This window comes from Caballeronia ptereochthonis (assembly GCF_001545075.1).
Taxonomy (GTDB): domain Bacteria; phylum Pseudomonadota; class Gammaproteobacteria; order Burkholderiales; family Burkholderiaceae; genus Caballeronia; species Caballeronia ptereochthonis.
Window position 1 is genome coordinate 99517 of the sequence record NZ_FCOB02000005.1, and the last position, 17014, is coordinate 116530.

General features: G+C 66.0%; 18 protein-coding genes and 1 tRNA gene. 14 read left to right on the plus strand and 5 right to left on the minus strand.

Features of this window, described 5'->3' with window-relative positions:
• The first annotated feature begins 6 nt into the window (after positions 1-6).
• A tRNA-Met gene (locus AWB83_RS06770) sits at positions 7-83 on the plus strand.
• A 324-nt stretch (positions 84-407) separates the two neighbouring features.
• Here the strand turns inward: AWB83_RS06770 and rpsU are convergent.
• The 4 genes from rpsU to AWB83_RS06790 all read right to left on the minus strand — a co-directional run bounded on the left by rpsU (position 408) and on the right by AWB83_RS06790 (position 2241).
• Positions 408-620, minus strand: a complete 213-nt coding sequence (gene rpsU, locus AWB83_RS06775) for a 30S ribosomal protein S21 (RefSeq protein ID WP_006999077.1) — start codon at positions 618-620, stop codon at positions 408-410.
• A 66-nt stretch (positions 621-686) separates the two neighbouring features.
• Entirely contained in the window at positions 687-1007 is a 321-nt protein-coding gene (locus AWB83_RS06780; RefSeq protein WP_374729094.1) for a 2Fe-2S iron-sulfur cluster-binding protein, read from the minus strand.
• Positions 1008-1030: 23 nt separating this feature from the next.
• Positions 1031-1624 carry an IMPACT family protein gene (locus tag AWB83_RS06785; RefSeq protein ID WP_087043571.1) on the minus strand — a complete coding sequence of 198 codons (594 nt, stop codon included), beginning with the start codon at positions 1622-1624 and terminating at the stop codon, positions 1031-1033.
• Between the two features lie 77 nt (positions 1625-1701).
• Complete coding sequence (locus tag AWB83_RS06790) at positions 1702-2241, minus strand: GNAT family N-acetyltransferase (RefSeq protein WP_087043573.1); 540 nt, start codon at positions 2239-2241, stop codon at positions 1702-1704.
• 274 nt (positions 2242-2515) lie between these two features.
• Between AWB83_RS06790 and AWB83_RS06795 the strand changes: the two genes are divergently transcribed.
• From AWB83_RS06795 to AWB83_RS06855, 13 genes are all read left to right on the plus strand, one after another.
• A complete protein-coding gene (locus AWB83_RS06795) occupies positions 2516-4102 on the plus strand; it encodes an EAL domain-containing protein (RefSeq protein WP_087043575.1) in 1587 nt (528 codons plus the stop codon).
• 58 nt (positions 4103-4160) lie between these two features.
• Positions 4161-4559: a hypothetical protein gene (locus AWB83_RS06800; protein WP_087043902.1), complete on the plus strand. Its 399-nt coding sequence runs from the start codon at positions 4161-4163 to the stop codon at positions 4557-4559.
• 280 nt (positions 4560-4839) lie between these two features.
• Entirely contained in the window at positions 4840-5529 is a 690-nt protein-coding gene (locus AWB83_RS06805; protein WP_087043577.1) for an ABC transporter permease, read from the plus strand.
• 22 nt (positions 5530-5551) lie between these two features.
• Complete coding sequence (locus AWB83_RS06810) at positions 5552-6286, plus strand: ABC transporter permease (RefSeq protein ID WP_087043579.1); 735 nt, start codon at positions 5552-5554, stop codon at positions 6284-6286.
• A gap of 30 nt (positions 6287-6316) precedes the next feature.
• Positions 6317-7144 carry an ABC transporter ATP-binding protein gene (locus tag AWB83_RS06815; protein WP_374729091.1) on the plus strand — a complete coding sequence of 276 codons (828 nt, stop codon included), beginning with the start codon at positions 6317-6319 and terminating at the stop codon, positions 7142-7144.
• Between the two features lie 70 nt (positions 7145-7214).
• Positions 7215-8183 carry a GlxA family transcriptional regulator gene (locus AWB83_RS06820; RefSeq protein WP_244197616.1) on the plus strand — a complete coding sequence of 323 codons (969 nt, stop codon included), beginning with the start codon at positions 7215-7217 and terminating at the stop codon, positions 8181-8183.
• A gap of 127 nt (positions 8184-8310) precedes the next feature.
• On the plus strand, positions 8311-9540 hold the full coding sequence (locus tag AWB83_RS06825; RefSeq protein ID WP_087043905.1) for an aspartate aminotransferase family protein: 1230 nt from the start codon (positions 8311-8313) through the stop codon (positions 9538-9540).
• Positions 9541-9563: 23 nt separating this feature from the next.
• Positions 9564-10610 carry an arginine/ornithine succinyltransferase subunit alpha gene (gene aruF / locus AWB83_RS06830; RefSeq protein ID WP_087043583.1) on the plus strand — a complete coding sequence of 349 codons (1047 nt, stop codon included), beginning with the start codon at positions 9564-9566 and terminating at the stop codon, positions 10608-10610.
• Positions 10607-11638, plus strand: coding sequence for an arginine N-succinyltransferase (gene astA, locus AWB83_RS06835; protein WP_087043585.1), 1032 nt, complete (start codon positions 10607-10609; stop codon positions 11636-11638). Before aruF ends, astA begins: the two co-directional genes overlap by 4 nt.
• Before the next feature lie 25 nt (positions 11639-11663).
• Positions 11664-13136 carry a succinylglutamate-semialdehyde dehydrogenase gene (astD, locus tag AWB83_RS06840; RefSeq protein ID WP_087043587.1) on the plus strand — a complete coding sequence of 491 codons (1473 nt, stop codon included), beginning with the start codon at positions 11664-11666 and terminating at the stop codon, positions 13134-13136.
• 15 nt (positions 13137-13151) lie between these two features.
• Complete coding sequence (gene astB, locus AWB83_RS06845) at positions 13152-14501, plus strand: N-succinylarginine dihydrolase (RefSeq protein WP_087043589.1); 1350 nt, start codon at positions 13152-13154, stop codon at positions 14499-14501.
• Entirely contained in the window at positions 14485-15501 is a 1017-nt protein-coding gene (gene astE / locus AWB83_RS06850; RefSeq protein WP_087043591.1) for a succinylglutamate desuccinylase, read from the plus strand. Before astB ends, astE begins: the two co-directional genes overlap by 17 nt.
• Positions 15502-15791: 290 nt before the next feature.
• On the plus strand, positions 15792-16604 hold the full coding sequence (locus tag AWB83_RS06855; protein WP_096059357.1) for an ABC transporter substrate-binding protein: 813 nt from the start codon (positions 15792-15794) through the stop codon (positions 16602-16604).
• A 75-nt stretch (positions 16605-16679) separates the two neighbouring features.
• On the opposite strand, the gene AWB83_RS06860 is transcribed toward AWB83_RS06855, so the two are convergent.
• Complete coding sequence (locus AWB83_RS06860) at positions 16680-16925, minus strand: hypothetical protein (RefSeq protein ID WP_087043593.1); 246 nt, start codon at positions 16923-16925, stop codon at positions 16680-16682.
• Positions 16926-17014: the final 89 nt, after the last annotated feature.

The window sequence follows — 17014 nt, forward strand, 5'->3', positions numbered from 1 at the left end:
TTCAGACGCGGGGTGGAGCAGTCTGGCAGCTCGTCGGGCTCATAACCCGAAGGTCGTAGGTTCAAATCCTACCCCCGCAACCAAAATCCTCAAGCAAAGAGCCCGGTTCCAGCCGGGCTCTTTGCTTTTGCGCGCGCGTTTCTTTTGTTCCTTCTTTCGGTGTTCATCCGCTGCCGCGCTTCCACTTGTCCGCCAGAATGCCCGCCCACAAGCACGAAAAGCCTGCATGAGCATTCACTCATGCAGGCTTTTTGCGATCTTGCCAACCTTCATCGGACGGGGCGCATCCTAATGTGCGCGAATCCGCGAGCTTTCACGCCACCTGCGCGCGAAACCGCGACCCGGTCGAGTTCAGGCTGCGATGCCGATGCTGTCCTGACGGACGCGGGCACAGCCCCCGCGGTCGATCAATAAAACTTCTTCGGCAGCTGCGCGCGACGGATCTGCTTGCGCAGGCGAGCGACAGCAGCAGCTTTCTTGCGCTTGCGCTCGGTCGTCGGCTTTTCATAAGCCATGCGCGACTTGAGTTCTTGGATCAGGCCCGTACGTTCGACGGTACGGCGAAAACGACGCATGGCGACGTCGAAAGGCTCGTTCTCTTTCAGCAGTACTTTAGTCATTGAAATCTCGGTTGATCTGGCCCTGCCAGAATTTGGGGCAAAGCGCAATTGTACACTTTTTGAGAGTCACGCTGCACGCTCTTTGCAGGAAAACGTGCGTATGCGGGCTCGGGACTCACATCGTAGGTCGTTGATTCGAGACGACAATCCCGAAATACCCGGGTCAGAAGCCGCGCGAGCGCGACGGGCGGGGCGCCGGCTCGGCCTCGCGGGCCTCCGGCTGACGACGCGATACGCGATATCACCGTCGACGAGGCGGCACATGCACGCGCGGCAGGCGCCGTTGCGGCACGACCTCGGCAGCGACAGACCCGCTTGCAGCGCGGCTTCGAGCAACGACGTGCCGTCCTTCACCGCGACGAAGTAGCCGCCCGGCTCGATGACCATCGCGAAGGCGCGCGCCTCGTCCGTCATGCACGCACCTCGATGCCCGCGCGCCCATTGGTGAGATCGCGCAGCTCGGCGGCTGCCGGCTCTCGCGCCGCGGCGGCCATGCGCACGACGAGGCGCACCGTCATGCCGTACTCGCTCTGCACGAGCTCGGCTTCGTGCTGCTCGATCCAGCGGCGCACGCGCGCCTCGTCCGCGTAGTCGACCTCGATGCCGATCAGCCCGCGCTCGACGCGCTCCACGCGCTCGGCCAGCTGCATCGCGCTCGCGATCGCGTCCGTGTAAGCGCGCACGAGTCCGCCCGCGCCCAGCTTGATCCCGCCGTAATAGCGCACGACCGCGGCCAGCACGCCATCGACTTCGTGATGCCGCAGCACTTCGAGGATCGGCCGGCCGGCCGTGCCGGAAGGCTCGCCGTCGTCGGACATGCCCGACTGGCCGCCCGCGAGCAGCGCCCAGCAGACGTGCGTCGCGCCCGGATGCATGGCGCGCAGGCGCTCGAGCTCGCGCATGGCGGCGTCGCGGTCCGGGACGGGTATCGCGAGCGCGATGAAGCGGCTCTTGCGCACGTCGATTTCGGCGCTGACGGGAGAGGCGAGGGTGTAAGTCGGCAAGGCTGGGACCGCGCGAGATGCAAATGTCGAATCTTAGCCGCTACCGCCAGGCGCGGCGGCGCATCACGAAACGGGAATCACGCGGCGGCATCCGACGACGCATCGAGCGCGCGCTGCATCAGCACGGTATCGACCCATCGGCCGTGCTTGAAGCCGACATCGCGCAGCACGCCGACGTGCTCGAAGCCCAGCCGCGCATGCAGCGCGATCGAGCCCGCGTTGCCGCTGTTGCCGATCACCGCGATCATCTGCCGCCACGGCCCGCGCTCGCATCGTTCGATGAGCACCGTCAGCAGCGCGAGGCCGATGCCGCGCCCGCCCATGCCGTCGGCGACATAGACCGAATCCTCGATCGTATGACGGTAGGCGGAACGCGGCCGGTACGTCGACGCATACGCGTAGCCCGCGACTTCGCCGCCGAGTTCGGCGACGAGATACGGCAGGCCCGCTGCCGCGATAACCGCGTGCCGCGCGCGCAGGTCGTCGGCGGAAGGCGCAATTTCCTCGAACGTCGCGAGCGCGTTTTCGACGTAATGTGAATAGATGCGCGCGATCGCGTCGAAATCGCCGGTTGCGGCGTCGCGCACGAGCGGGCGGGCAGGGTTGTGTGAGGCCATGTTCGACGATCCGGCAGGCAGAAAACGAAAATTCCGAAGGGCCGATTTTCGCACGGCGCGCCGACGGCAAAAAAAGGGCCTGCGGGCCGTGCGGCAGACCACCAAAGGGGCGAGTTTTCGGGCAAAGAAATCGTTGAATCGGGGAAGGCGCGCCCCCTAAACTAAGTCGTTTGTCCGAGACTGCGCGATGGCGGCGCAAAGCAAGCCGATCACGTCCAGCAGGGAACAAGACGCGCGCGAGCGGACCGCCTCGCGCCGCGGAACATAACACGCAATGAACAGATTCGAACGTGGGGCGCTCGCGGCGCTTCTGATCGTCATCGTGGTGATCGCGGCGCTGGCGCCGGCGGGAATCGGCTTTTTGTTCGCGCAGCGCAGCCAGCGGCAGGAGGAGGCGGCGCGCCTCAACACGGTCGCCGACGCCGCGCTCGTTCGCGCCGAGGATGTCACGCGGCGGCTCTCGGGCGCGCTCGGCGAGATCGGCAAGGTGGTGGCGGCGCCATGCTCGCCGCCGTATCTGCGGGAATTGCGGCGCATCGCGCTCACCCACGAGCAGGTGCGCGATGCGGGCGCCTACGACCGCGACGGCCGCTGGCAATGCTCGTCGCTGCTCGGCGCGGTATCGGCGGGGATGCTCGACGGGCTCACGCTGCCGCCGCCCGACTGGCGCTCGCGCGACGGCCTCGTGGCCTGGTACGGCCTCGCGCGTCTGCCGGGCGGCAAGATATCGCTCGTCATGGGCCGCAACGGCTTCTACATCGCCGCGGATCCGTCGCTCTACGTCGACAGCCTCGACACGCGCGCCGGCCCCGCGAGCGGCGTCGCCGTCATCAACACCGAAGTGAGCCGCGTGATCGCGACCACGCCCGCCACCGACGTCGCCGCCATCCTCGCCGTGTATCGCGCCGCGCCGCGGGTACGCGATTGCTCGCCGTACGTCGTGCGGCGCTCGGTCTCGATGCCGCTCGCGGTCGTCGTGAGCGCGCCGCATCAGACCTTGCGCCAGCGCTTGCGCGCGCTGCCATGGGCGTGGCTTCTCGGCGGCGTGGCCGCGGGGATCGCCTTCGCGGGCTGGGCGGCGTTCTTCATCGTGCGCAGGCTCTCGCCGCGCGGACAGCTGAGCGACGCCGTGCGGCGGCATCAGTTCATCGTCGCGTATCAGCCGATCGTCGATCTTGCCACGCGCCGCTGTGTCGGCGCCGAAGCGCTCGTGCGCTGGAAGTATCACGACCGCATCGTGCGGCCGGATCATTTCATTCCGCTCGCGGAGCATCGCGGGCTGATTCAGGCGATCACGGATCAGGTGCTCGACACCGTGCTGCTCGAGCTCGGCGAGTTTCTCAAGCGCTACCCGGAGTATTACGTCTCGGTGAATCTCTCCGCGCCCGATCTCACGACGCACCGCTTCCTCGACGTGCTCGGTCCGGCCATCGCGCGGCAGGGGGTGCGGCCGCAGCAGATCCGCATCGAGGCGACGGAGCGCAGCTTTCTCGACGCCGATGCCGCCAAGGAAGTCATCAGCGCCTTCAGGCAGGCGGGCCACGCCGTCTATCTCGACGATTTCGGCACCGGCTACTCGAGCCTGTCGCATCTGCAGACGTTTCGCATCGACGGCCTGAAGATCGACAAGTCCTTCGTCGACACGATCGGGCAGGATGCGGCGTCGAGCAGCGTGGCATCGCACATCATCGACATGGCGGCGACGCTCGACGTGCAGGTGATCGCCGAAGGCATCGAGCGCGAGGAACAGGCGGCGTATCTGCATGCGCGCGGCGCGCAGTTCGGGCAGGGCTGGCTGTTCTCGGCGCCGCTTTCCGCGGCGGAGTTCATCCGCTACGCGGGCAAGACGCGCGGCGCTTGATCGGCTGCGAAACGGCCTCATCTGCGTCCTTTCCAAGCGAGGCACGAACATGAACGCCATGACCGATCAGGCCGCCACCACCTTCCTGCGCGACGTGCGCCATCCGCTGCTCGCGCTCCATCGCAGCGTGCTCGCGCATCTGCGCGCGCGCCACGAGGCCGAGTTCGGGCCGGTGTCGCCGGGCGAATTCCTGCAGATCGTCATCAACGGTTCGGCATATCGCTGGCTGTCGCCGTTTTCGACGCTGATCGCCGCCATCGACGACGTCCTCGACGACGACGAAGCCACGCCCGACGCGCGCATCGCGCACGCGAAGGCGGTCGTCGACATGTTCAGCGCCGGCACGCGCGATCCCGCTTTCGCGGAGCAGTTCCTGCCCTTGCTGCAGGACAGTCCGGAAATCGCGGTGGCGAACGGACAGGTCGCGCAGATCGTGCGCAACATCGCGCGCGCGTGAGCCGCCGGGTCTATCGAAAATGCGACCTGAAAGTCGCACATTCTGCCTGCCGCGCGCGTGCGGGTTTTCCAGTCTGTCGTGCGCGCGCAGCGTTGCACGGCGGGCGCTTGAGCCCGCCGTCACTCGCCTTCACCGGATGTTGCGTCGCAACAAAAACAGTCCGTCGCATTTGAGCAATTGATTTTCGCTTGCGAGGATCGCCGCCAGTTACCGGAGCGCGCCGCTTGTTTCGTTTGCGCTCCGCTTCTTTCCGATCAACGAAAGACGATGGAGGCGCCTCTTGTTTCTGCACGGCTTCGGTCCGCTCCTCTGGGCGGGCGCAAAGGAGACCCTCGCGCTCGCGGTGCTGTCTCTCGCGGTATCGGTGCTGCTCGGGCTTCTGGGCGCATCGGCGAAACTCTCGCATCACGGGTCCTTGCGCGGCATCGCGACCCTCTACACGACGCTCATCCGCTCGGTGCCCGATCTCGTCCTGATGCTCTTGCTGTTCTACAGCATCCAGATCGCGGTGAACCACCTGACCGACGCGTTCGGCTGGGATCAGTTCGACATCGATCCGTTCACGGCGGGCGTGCTCACGCTCGGCTTCATCTACGGCGCGTACTTCACCGAAACCTTTCGCGGCGCGTTTCTCGCCGTGCCGCGCGGTCAGCTGGAGGCGGGCACCGCGTACGGCATGAGCGGCTTGCGCGTCTTCGGCCGGATTCTCTTTCCGCAGATGATGCGCTTTGCGCTGCCGGGCATCGGCAACAACTGGCAGGTGCTCGTGAAGGCGACGGCGCTCGTGTCGATCATCGGTCTCGCGGATGTCGTGAAGGCCGCGCAGGACGCGGGCAAGAGCACGTTCAACATGTTCTTCTTCATCCTGATCGCGGCGCTCATCTATCTCGCGATCACGAGCGCCTCGAACCTCGTGCTGATGGCGCTCGAGCGCCGCTACTCCATCGGCGTGCGGCACGCCGAACTTTGATTCCTGTCAGCGAGCGAACACCATGATCCAGATCTTCGCCGAATACTGGCGCCCGTTCCTGTACTCCGACGGCATGCGCGCGTCGGGCCTCGTGGTCACCCTGTGGCTGCTCGCGGCCTCGATCGCGCTGGGCTTTTGCGCGGCGGTGCCGCTCGCATGCGCGCGCGTCTCGAGAAACCGCTGGCTCTCGACGCCCGTGCGCATCTACACCTACGTATTCCGTGGCACGCCGCTCTACGTGCAACTGCTGTTGCTCTACACGGGCATGTACAGCCTGGAATTCGTGCGCACGCAGTCGCTGCTGGAGGCGTTCTTTCGCAGCGGCTTCAACTGCGCGATCCTCGCGTTCGCGCTGAACACCTGCGCCTACACGACGGAAATCTTCGCCGGCGCGATCCGCGCGATTCCGCACGGCGAGGTGGAAGCCGCGCGCGCCTACGGCATGAGCACGTTCACGATGTACCGCCGCGTGATCCTGCCGTCGGCGCTGCGCCGCGCCTTGCCTTTGTACAGCAACGAAGTGATCCTGATGCTGCACGCGACGACGGTCGCCTTCACCGCGACCGTGCCGGACATCCTGAAGGTCGCGCGCGACGCGAACTCGGCGACCTATCAGTCGTTCGAATCGTTCGGCATTGCGGCGCTCCTGTATCTGGCGATCTCGTTCGCGCTCGTCGCGGCATTCCGGCGCGCGGAGCAGCACTGGCTCGCATACCTGCGGCCCGCGGGCGCGGCGCGTCCGGCCCGCCGCGCGTGAGCGGTAGAATTCGAAGCCATGCAGCAGACGATGAAGCAAACCCTGTCATCACCCGAGGAGAATGCGTTGGAGCCAACCGCCAAGGACGTCGCGACCAAGCTCGTCGCAGAGGACATTCACAAACGCTACGGCGACAACGAAGTGCTGAAGGGCGTCTCGCTCGCCGCGAAGGCGGGCGACGTGATCAGCATCATCGGCGCGAGCGGCTCGGGCAAGAGCACGTTTCTGCGCTGCATCAACTTTCTCGAGCGGCCCAACGCGGGGCAGATCATCGTCGACGGCGAAGCCGTGCGCACGAAGACCGACAAGGCCGGCAATCTCGAAGTCGCGGATCACAAGCAGTTGCAGCGCGTGCGCACCAAGCTCGCGATGGTGTTCCAGCACTTCAACCTGTGGTCGCACATGACGGCCATCGAGAACGTGATGGAAGCGCCCATCCACGTGCTCGGCATCTCGAAGAAGGAGGCGGAGGACCGCGCGCGCGCGTATCTGGAGAAAGTCGGCCTGGCGCCGCGCGTCGAGAAGCAGTATCCGTCGCATCTGTCGGGCGGGCAGCAGCAGCGTGTCGCGATCGCGCGCGCACTCGCGATGCATCCCGATGTCATGCTTTTCGACGAGCCGACTTCCGCGCTCGATCCCGAACTCGTCGGCGAAGTGCTGAAGGTGATGCAAAAGCTCGCCGACGAGGGCCGCACGATGATCGTCGTCACGCACGAGATGGGCTTCGCGCGCAACGTGTCGAATCACGTGATGTTCCTGCATCAGGGGCGCACGGAAGAAGAGGGCGCGCCTTCGGAGGTGCTCACGGCGCCGAAGAGCGAACGCCTGCGCCAGTTCCTGTCCGGCAGCCTCAAGTAACGTGGGAGTGACGTCGGGTCCCGCGCGCGGGCCGCTGCAAGTGGCGATCGTCGCGCTGCCGCCGGTATCGATGAGCGGCATCGGGCCGATCGTCGACAGTCTTTCGCTCGCCAACGAGATCGACGGGCATCGTCTCTACGAGTGGCGCATCTGCTCCTGGGACGGCCGTCCCGTGCAGCTTTCGGGCGGCGCGCAACTTCCCGCCGATTGCGCGTTCAACGACGCCGTGCGCTGCGACTGGCTCATCGTCGTCTCCGAGCGCTATCAGCAGTTCGCCGACTATCGCCTCTTTCTCGCGAGTCTCGCGCGCGTGGCGCCCCGCACGCCGCTCGTCACCGGCATTCATCACGGCGTGTGGTGGCTCGCGATGGCCGGGCAGCTCTCGCAATATCGCGTCGCGGTGAACTGGGAGACGTATCAGCAATTCACCGAGCAGTTCGAGCGCGCGATCGTCAGCCAGCAGATCTTCGAGATCGACCGCGACCGCGCCACGTGCTCCGGCGGGCAGGCGGGCGTCGACTTCATGCTCGCGATGATCGCGCGCGATCACGGGCAGGATCTCGCGGAACGCATCGCGGATTCGCTCGGCATCGGCGTCTTGCGCGCGGGCACGGAGCGCCAGCGCATTCCGTTCGTCACCGCGCCCGGCGAGCGGCATCCGCGCCTGAACGACGCGTTGCAGCTGATGGAGGCGAACATCGAAGACCCGCTCGCCACCGACGAGATCGCAAGTCTCGTCGGCATTTCGCGACGGCAGCTGGAGCGGCTGTTTCGTCAGTATCTCGGCGCGATGCCGTCGAAGTACTACCTCAATCTGCGGCTCACCAAGGCGCGCACGCAATTGCAGCGCACGAGCAAGTCGGTCGTGCAGATCGGCCTCGCGTGCGGGTTTTCGTCGGCCGCGCATTTCTCGAATGCGTATCGCGACCGCTTCGGCGTGACGCCGCGCGAGGAGCGCCGCAACTGGATCGAAAAGCAGCGGGGCGCCATCGACGAGCCGCGCGGCGGTGCGCTGATCGAGCCGCCGGATGCACGCTGAAGCGGTGCGAGTCGACGCAAAAAGCCCATCGAAGCATGTCGCGAACGCGCAAGACGGAACGCCGGCGAAAAGCCTAATATCGAACACAATGCAAGAACTGATGCACGAACCTGACGAGGAGTGGCTCATGACCGACATCAATGTGAATCGCGGTACGTTCGACGAAGTAATGGTTCCGGTGTTCGCGCCGGCCAATTTCGTGCCTGACCGGGGCCGCGGCTCGCGCGTATGGGACACCGAAGGGCGGGACTATGTCGATTTCGCCGGCGGCATCGCGGTGACTGCCCTGGGCCACGGACATCCCGAACTGCTGAAGGTGCTGCACGAGCAGGGCGACAAGCTCTGGCACATCGGCAACGGCTACACCAACGAGCCGGTGTTGCGCCTCGCGAAACGCCTGACGGACCTGACCTTCGCCGACCGCGCGTTCTTCGCGAACTCGGGCGCGGAGGCGAACGAGGCGGCGCTGAAGCTCGCGCGCCGTTATGCGATCGACAATCACGGCCCGGACAAGATCGAGATCATCTCGTTTACGCAGTCGTTCCACGGCCGCACGTTCTTCACGGTGAGCGTCGGCGGCCAGCCGAAGTACGCCGAAGGCTTCGGCCCGCAGCCGGAAGGCATCCGTCATCTGCCGTACAACGACCTGCCGAAGGCGCTGGAGGCGATCGGCCCGAAGACCTGCGCGGTGATCGTCGAGCCGGTGCAGGGCGAAGGCGGCGTGCTGCCGGCCGATCCCGCGTTCCTGAAAGGCCTGCGCGAAGCGTGCGACAGGCACGGCGCGCTGCTCATTTTCGACGAAGTGCAGACGGGCGTCGGCCGCACGGGCACGTTCTACGCCTACATGCAGTACGGCGTGACGCCCGACATCCTGACGAGCGCGAAGGCGCTCGGCAACGGCTTCCCGATCGGCGCGATGCTCACGACGAACGAAATCGCCGCGCACTTCAAGGTCGGCGTTCATGGCACGACTTACGGCGGCAATCCGCTGGGCGCGTCGATCGCGGAGAAGGTCGTCGAGCTCGTCAGCGACCCGCAGCTGCTCGCAGGCGTGAACGAGCGCAGCAAGGCGATCAAGGCACATTTGGAGCGCATCAACGAGCGCTTCGGCATGTTCAAGGAGATTCGCGGCCGCGGCCTGCTGATCGGCGCGGAACTGAACGACGCCTACAAGGATCGCGCGAAGGACGTGTTGAACGCGGCGGCGGCCAACGGCGTCATCATGCTGATCGCCGGGCCGAACGTGCTGCGCTTCGCGCCGTCGCTCATCATGCCGATGGCCGATCTCGACGAAGGCTTCGCGCGCATCGGGAAGGCGATCGAGCAGGTCGTCGGCGCCAACGCCGTCGCGCGTTGATCTTTCGCTAACAGGAACCGACGATGCTCTTCGTTCGTCCCGCAAGACTCTCCGATCTCGACGAGCTGCAACGGATGGCGCGCGCGGCACAACCCGTGCTGCACTCGCTGCCGCACGACCGGCGCGCGCTGGAAACGCGCGTCGCGCTCTCGGAAGACTCGTTTCGCGCCGAAGTGGAATTCCCAGGCGAGGAGTTCTATCTCTTCGTGCTCGAAGACGCGCAGACGGGCCGGCTGCTCGGCACGTCGAGCATCGTCGCGTCGGCGGGTTATTCCGAGCCGTTCTACGCATTTCGCAACGACGCGCTGATTCACGCGTCGCGCGAGCTCAAGGTGAACCGCAAGATTCACGCGCTCACGATGTCGCACGAGCTGACGGGCAAGAGCCGCCTGACGGGCTTTTATGTCGATCCGTCGCTGCGCACGGGCGATGGCGAAGCGGCGGCGCATCTGCTGTCGCGCGCGCGCATGATCTACATCGCCGCGAACCGCAAGCGCTTCTCGAGCGAAGTCTTCTCGCTGATGCTCGGCGTCACCGACGATTCCGGCGTGTCGCCGTTCTGGGAAGCCGTCGGCCGCAAGTTCTTCGGCCGCGACTTCGAGCAGGTGGAGCTCGAATCGGGCGGACGCAGCCGCACGTTCATCGCCGAGGTCATGCCGAGCTATCCGCTCTACGTGCCGCTGCTGCCCGGCGAGGCGCAGCGCGTGCTGGGCGAGCCGAACGCGAGCACGCTGCTCGCCTACGACATTCATCTCGAAGAAGGCTTCGAGCCGGACCGCTACGTCGATATCTTCGATGCGGGTCCGGTATTGACGATCGCCGTCGACAAGAGCGCGTCGGCAAGTTCGAGCGAACTGCGCACGGTGCGGGATATCGCCTCGGAAAGCGGTGCGCCGTATCTCGTCGCGGCGGGCGGCGCGCACGCTTTCCGCTGCATCGTGACCGGCCTCGCCGGGACGCGCGCCGACGGCGCCGCACTGACCGCCGCCGCGCGCGATGCGCTCGGCGTGCAGGAGAAGGACACGGTGCGCTGCGTGCCGTTGCATCAGGCTTCGGGAGAATTGCAATGATCGTCGTGCGTTGCACGCAGCCGGGAGATGTCGACGCGCTCGTCGCGCTCGCCCAGGAAACGGGTCCGGGGCTCACCACGTTCAAGCCCGATCGCGGGGCGCTCGCCGCGCGCGTCGAGCGTGCGCGCCGCACGCTCAGTGGCGACGCCGAGCCCTTCGAGGCGGGCTATTTCTTCGTGATGGAAGACACCGCGACCGGCGATGTCGCGGGCGTGTGCGGCATCGAAACGGAGGTGGGTCTCGAGCAGCCGTTCTACAACTATCGCGTGTCGACGGTCGTGCATGCGAGCAAGGACATGGGCGTGTGGACGCGCATGTCGCTGCTCAACATCTCGCACGATCTGACGGGCTACGCGGAAGTGTGCTCGCTGTTTCTGAGCCCGCGCTATCGCACGGCGGGCGTGGGCGGATTGCTCTCGCGCTCGCGCTTCATGTTCATCGCGCAGTTCACGGATCGCTTTCCGCAGCGCCTGTGCGCGGAATTGCGCGGCCATTTCGACGACAACGGCGAGTCGCCGTTCTGGAATGCGGTCGGCTCGCACTTCTATCAGATCGATTTCAACGAAGCGGATTACCTCAGCTCGCACGGCAAGAAGTCCTTCGTCGCCGAGTTGATGCCGCGCTATCCGGTGTACCTCGACCTGCTGCCCGATGCCGCGCAACGCGCGGTCGGCATCACCCACAGGGACACTGCGCCCGCGCGCAAGATGCTCGAAGCCGAAGGGCTGCGTTACGAGAACCACGTCGATATCTTTGACGCGGGTCCGGTGCTCGAATGTCACGTCGCGGACTTGCGCACGGTGCGCGAGAGTGTGCTGGCGAGCGTGCGCATCGGCGAGCGGGCACAGAACGACGGCGACGCGAGGAGCCTCGTATCGAACACGCTGCTCGAGGACTTCCGCTGCGGCGCGACGACGGGCGCGGTCGAGAACGGCACGTTCCTGCTGACCGCGGAAGAAGCTGCCGCGCTGCGCGTGAAGGAAGGCGATAACGTGCGCGTGCTGAGCTCATATCCGCGCGCGAAATAGAAGGGCGAAAGACAAGAGACACGACATGGATATTTCGAACCAGTTGTATATCGGCGGTGACTGGCAGGAAGGGAAGGGCACGGCGTTCGCATCGCGCAATCCGGGCACCGATCAAACCGTCTGGCAAGGCAGGAGCGCGTCCACTGAAGACGTGGACCGCGCTGTGTCGTCGGCGCGGCGCGCGTTCGCTTCCTGGTCCGCGCTTGCGTTCGATGAGCGTGTCGCGATCGCGAAGCGCTTCGCCGCGCTGCTCAACGAGAACAAGGAAGCGCTCGCGCATGCCATCGGCCGCGAGACCGGCAAGCCGCTGTGGGAAGCGCGCACGGAAGTCGCGTCGATGGCCGCGAAAGTCGATATCTCGGTGCAGGCATATCACGAGCGCACCGGCGAGAAGCGCGCGCCGATGGCCGATGGCGTCGCGGTGCTGCGGCACCGGCCGCATGGCGTCGTCGCGGTGTTCGGGCCTTACAACTTCCCGGGGCATCTGCCGAACGGGCATATCGTGCCCGCGCTGATCGCGGGCAACGCGGTGGTGTTCAAGCCGTCCGAGCTCGCGCCCGGCGTCGCGGCCGCGACCGTCGCGCTGTGGATTCAGGCCGGGCTGCCCGCGGGCGTGCTCAATCTCGTGCAGGGCGAAAAGGACACGGGCGTGGCGCTCGCGAATCATCGGCAGATCGACGGGCTGTTCTTCACCGGCAGCTCGGACACGGGCACGCTGCTCCACAGGCAATTCGGCGGGCGCCCGGAGATCGTGCTCGCGCTGGAGATGGGCGGCAACAATCCGCTCGTCGTCGCGCGGGTGGACGACATCGACGCCGCCGTGCATCACACGATTCAGTCGGCGTTTCTCTCGGCGGGGCAGCGTTGCACCTGCGCGCGGCGTCTCTTCGTTCCCGACGATGCCTTCGGCGAGCGCTTCATGCAGCGTCTCACCGAGGTGAGCGCGAACATCGGCATCGGCAAGTATGACGACGAACCGCAGCCGTACATGGGCGCCGTGATTTCGGCGCGCGCGGCGGCGCGTCTCGTCGATGCGCAGGCGCGCCTGATCGAAGCGGGCGCGGCGCCCGTGCTCGAGATGAAGCAGCGCGCGGCGAACCTCGGTTTCGTTTCGCCCGCGATTCTCGACGTGACCGGCGCCCGCGACGTTCCCGACGAGGAACATTTCGGGCCGATGGTGCAGGTCACGCGCTACCGGACTTTCGACGACGCCATCGAGCGCGCCAACGACACCGCCTACGGCCTCTCCGCCGGCCTGCTCGCCGACGACGAATCCGCATGGAAGCACTTCCAGCGCACGATTCGCGCGGGCATCGTCAACTGGAACCGGCCGACCAACGGCGCATCGTCGGCCGCGCCGTTCGGCGGCATCGGGCGTTCGGGCAATCAGCGGCCGAGCGCGTATTACGCGGCGGACTATTGCTCGTACCCGATGGCCTCCGTCGAAAGCGCGCAATTGCAGATGCCGGCGAGCGTGTCGCCGGGCCTTACGTTCTGACAAGCGGGATTGCATATGCAGGCATCGAAAGCAAACGAGGCGAACTTCGACGGGCTGGTCGGCCCGACGCACAACTACGCGGGACTCTCGTTCGGCAACGTCGCGTCGCGCAACAACGAGAAGTCGGTGGCCAATCCGAAGGCCGCGGCGAAGCAGGGCTTGCGCAAGATGAAGCGGCTCGCGGATCTCGGCTTTGATCAGGGCGTGCTGCCGCCGCTCGAACGGCCGTCGCTCAGGCTGTTGCGCGATGTCGGCTTCAGCGGCGACGACGCCACCGTGATCGCGCGCGCCGCGCGTGAAGCGCCCGAGCTGCTCGCGGCGGCAAGCTCGGCGTCGGCGATGTGGACGGCGAATGCCGCGACCGTCAGCCCGTCGGCGGATACGGAAGACGGCCGCGTGCATTTCACGCCCGCGAATCTCGCCGCGAAGCTGCATCGCGCGATCGAGCATGGCGAAACGCGCCGCTCGCTCGCCGCGATCTTCGCCGATGAAGCGCGCTTTCGCATTCATCATGCGCTGCCCGGCACGCCCGCGCTCGGCGACGAAGGCGCGGCCAACCATACGCGCTTCGCTCGCGAGTACGGCGAAAAGGGCGTCGAGTTCTTCGTCTATGGGCGCAGCGAGTACGGCCAAGGCCCGCAGCCGCAGCGCTATCCCGCGCGCCAGACGCTCGAGGCGAGCCGCGCGGTCGCGCGTCTGCACGGCCTCGCCGACGATGCGACCGTGTTCGCGCAACAGTCGCCCGAAGTGATCGATGCCGGCGTGTTTCACAACGACGTGATCGCGGTCGGCAATCGCACGACGCTCTTTTGCCACGAGCGCGCGTTCGTCGACCAGCACAAGGTCTACGACGAGCTGCGTGCGAAGCTCGAAGCGCATGGCTCGCCGTTTGCCGCGCTCGAAGTGCCGGAAAGCGAAGTGAGCGTGGCAGACGCGGTTTCGTCGTATCTCTTCAACAGCCAGTTGCTTTCGAGCGCGGACGGACGTCAGGTGCTCGTCGTGCCGCAGGAGTGCCGCGAGAACGCGCGCGTGGCGGCGTATCTCGATTCGCTCGCCTCGCGTGCGACACCGATCGACGAAGTGCTCGTCTTCGATCTGCGCGAAAGCATGAAGAACGGCGGCGGTCCGGCTTGCCTGCGCCTGCGCGTCGTGCTGAACGAGGCCGAGCGCGCCGCGGTCAATGCGCGCGTGTGGATGAACGACGCGCTGTTCACGCAACTCGATGCGTGGATCGACACGCACTATCGCGACCGTCTCTCTCCCGCGGATCTCGCCGACCCGAAGCTGCTCGACGAATCGCGCGCCGCGCTCGACGAACTGACGACCCTTCTCGGACTTGGTGCCGTGTATGACTTCCAGCGCTGATACACGTCTGCTCGAAGACTTCCTCGCATTCACGCTCGCGGGCGAGCGTCCGGCGGCGAGCTCCGGAACCGCGCCTTCGGGCGTGCGCTGGACGTGGCAGGGCGAGGGTGTGCTGTTGCTGGAACCCGCACGAGCGCCGACATCGAGCGTGCTCGCATCCGCGGGCGTTCATGGCGATGAAACCGCGCCCATCGAGATGCTGTCGCGTCTGGTCGCCGATATCGGCAATGGCCGCGCCCCGCTCGCCGCGCGCGTGCTCGTGATCCTCGGCAACATCCGCGCGATGCGCGCGGGCGACCGTTATATCGACGACGATCTCAATCGCCTCTTCAGCGGCCGCCACACGAGTCTGCGCGATAGCCGCGAAGCGCCGCGCGCCGCCGAACTGGAAAACGCCGCGTTGCGATTCTTCGATGACGCCGCGCATCCGAAGTGGCACATCGACATGCACACGGCGATTCGCGCGTCGGTGTTCGAGCAGTTCGCGTTGCTGCCGCACACGGGCGAGCCGCTCGCACGCGCGATGTTCGACTGGCTGCGCGATGCCCGCCTGCAGGCGGTGCTGCTGCATCGGGAGAAGGGCAACACGTTCACGCACTTCACGGCGCAGGCGGCGGGCGCGCTCGCGTGCACGCTGGAACTCGGCAAGGTGCGGCCGTTCGGCCAGAACGATCTCGCGCGTTTCGCGGCATCGGATGCGGCGTTGCGCCGTCTGATCGCGGGAGAGCCAGCGGCCGAAAGCGCGCCGCTGCGTGTGTTCACCGTCGTCGCGCAGATCGACAAGCACAGCGAGCACTTCATTCTGAACGTCGCGAGCGACGTGCCCAACTTCACCGCGTTCCCCGCGGGCACCGAACTGGCGCGCGACGGCGATTATCGCTATCGCGTGTCGCACGACGAAGAGCGCATCGTGTTCCCGAATCCGAAGGTGAAGCCGGGTTTGCGCGCCGGACTGATGGTCGTCGATACCACCGACGCGACGCTCGAATCGCTCGGCTGACACTGACACTTTCTTCATCCGCTCACGCGAGTCACACACTTGCATGAGCGCGACACCGGTTTGCCAAATCACTTTCTCAGTTCGTTCATGCGCCGGGGCCTCGCGTTCGCCGCGCGCCTCGGGCGTCGCGGGGTTCGCGCGCGCTACAATCGCGCCCCAGTGTTTGATGCGATGCATCAATTCGCGGCCCCGGGTTTGAGCGTGGATTTTTGTGCCGCGATGCTTCACGGGCTGCAATGAGCCGCATCAGGACACGTGTATCGAACTGCAATGGAAGGAGAGGGAAGTTGATGAATTCGCATAGGATCAGCCGCAAGCTCGCCGCATTCGCGGTGCTGGGCGCCACGATTGCCACGGGCATCGCCACGCTGAACGCGCAGGCGGCCGATAACATGAAGGAACTGCGCTTCGGCGTCGAGGCGTCTTACGCACCGTTCGAATCGAAATCGCCGAGCGGCGAGCTGATGGGCTTCGATATCGACATCGGCAATGCGGTGTGCGCGAAGCTGAAAATGAAGTGCGTATGGGTCGAGAACTCGTTCGATGGGCTGATTCCCGCCTTGCAGGCGCGCAAGTTCGACGGCATCAACTCGGACATGACGATCACCGACAAGCGCAAGCTCGCCGTCGACTTCACCGATCCGATCTACACGATCCCCAACCAGCTGATCGCGAAGAAGGGCAGCGCGATCCAGCCGACCGTCGACGGGCTGAAGGGCAAGCGCGTGGGCGTGCTGCAGGGCTCGATCCAGGAGACGTACGCGAAGGCGAAGTGGGCGCCCGCGGGCATCGACGTCGAGTCGTATCAGGCGCAGGACCAGATCTACGCCGATCTGGCGTCGGGCCGTCTGGATGCGGCGTTTCAGGATGCCGAGGCGGCGTCGAAGGGTTTTCTGAAGCAGCCGCAGGGCGCGGGTTTCGCCTTCGCGGGCCCGGCCGTCACGGATGACAAGCTGCTCGGCTCCGGCGTGGGCTTCGGCGTGCGCAAGAACGACAAGGCGCTCCAGGAAGCGCTCAATCGCGCGCTGAAGGAACTGAAGGACGACGGGACCATCGATCGCTTCGCCGCGAAGTACTTCGACGTGAAGGTGGTGCTGAAGTAACGCCGTAGATGCGCCAGCCGCGCCCGCTCCGGCGAAAGCCGGCGCGGGCGCGGCGCGTGTGCTGAAGCGGATCGCTTACTGATCCGGCGGCGACGGTTCGTCCTGGACGAACAGCATCGAAATATAGAGAACGGTGGAGACGGCGATTATCCCGACGCCCACCAGGACTTTCGTTCGATTGAATTCCAGGCCGCCGTTGATCGCGATGCCGATTCCGACGCAGGCGGCCAATGTTCCGGCGGCGGCAAGTCCGACATGCGCCTTGCTCAGGAACAGTCGGCGCCGTCTGCGGCCCGCCTCGCTGAACGGTCCTCGTTTCATCGCATCCTCCGATTGAGTCAGCCGCGTCCCGGGCCACCTGGCTTTGCATCACCAATATCACAATTGTGATCGGGGTTCTCAGGCGTCCG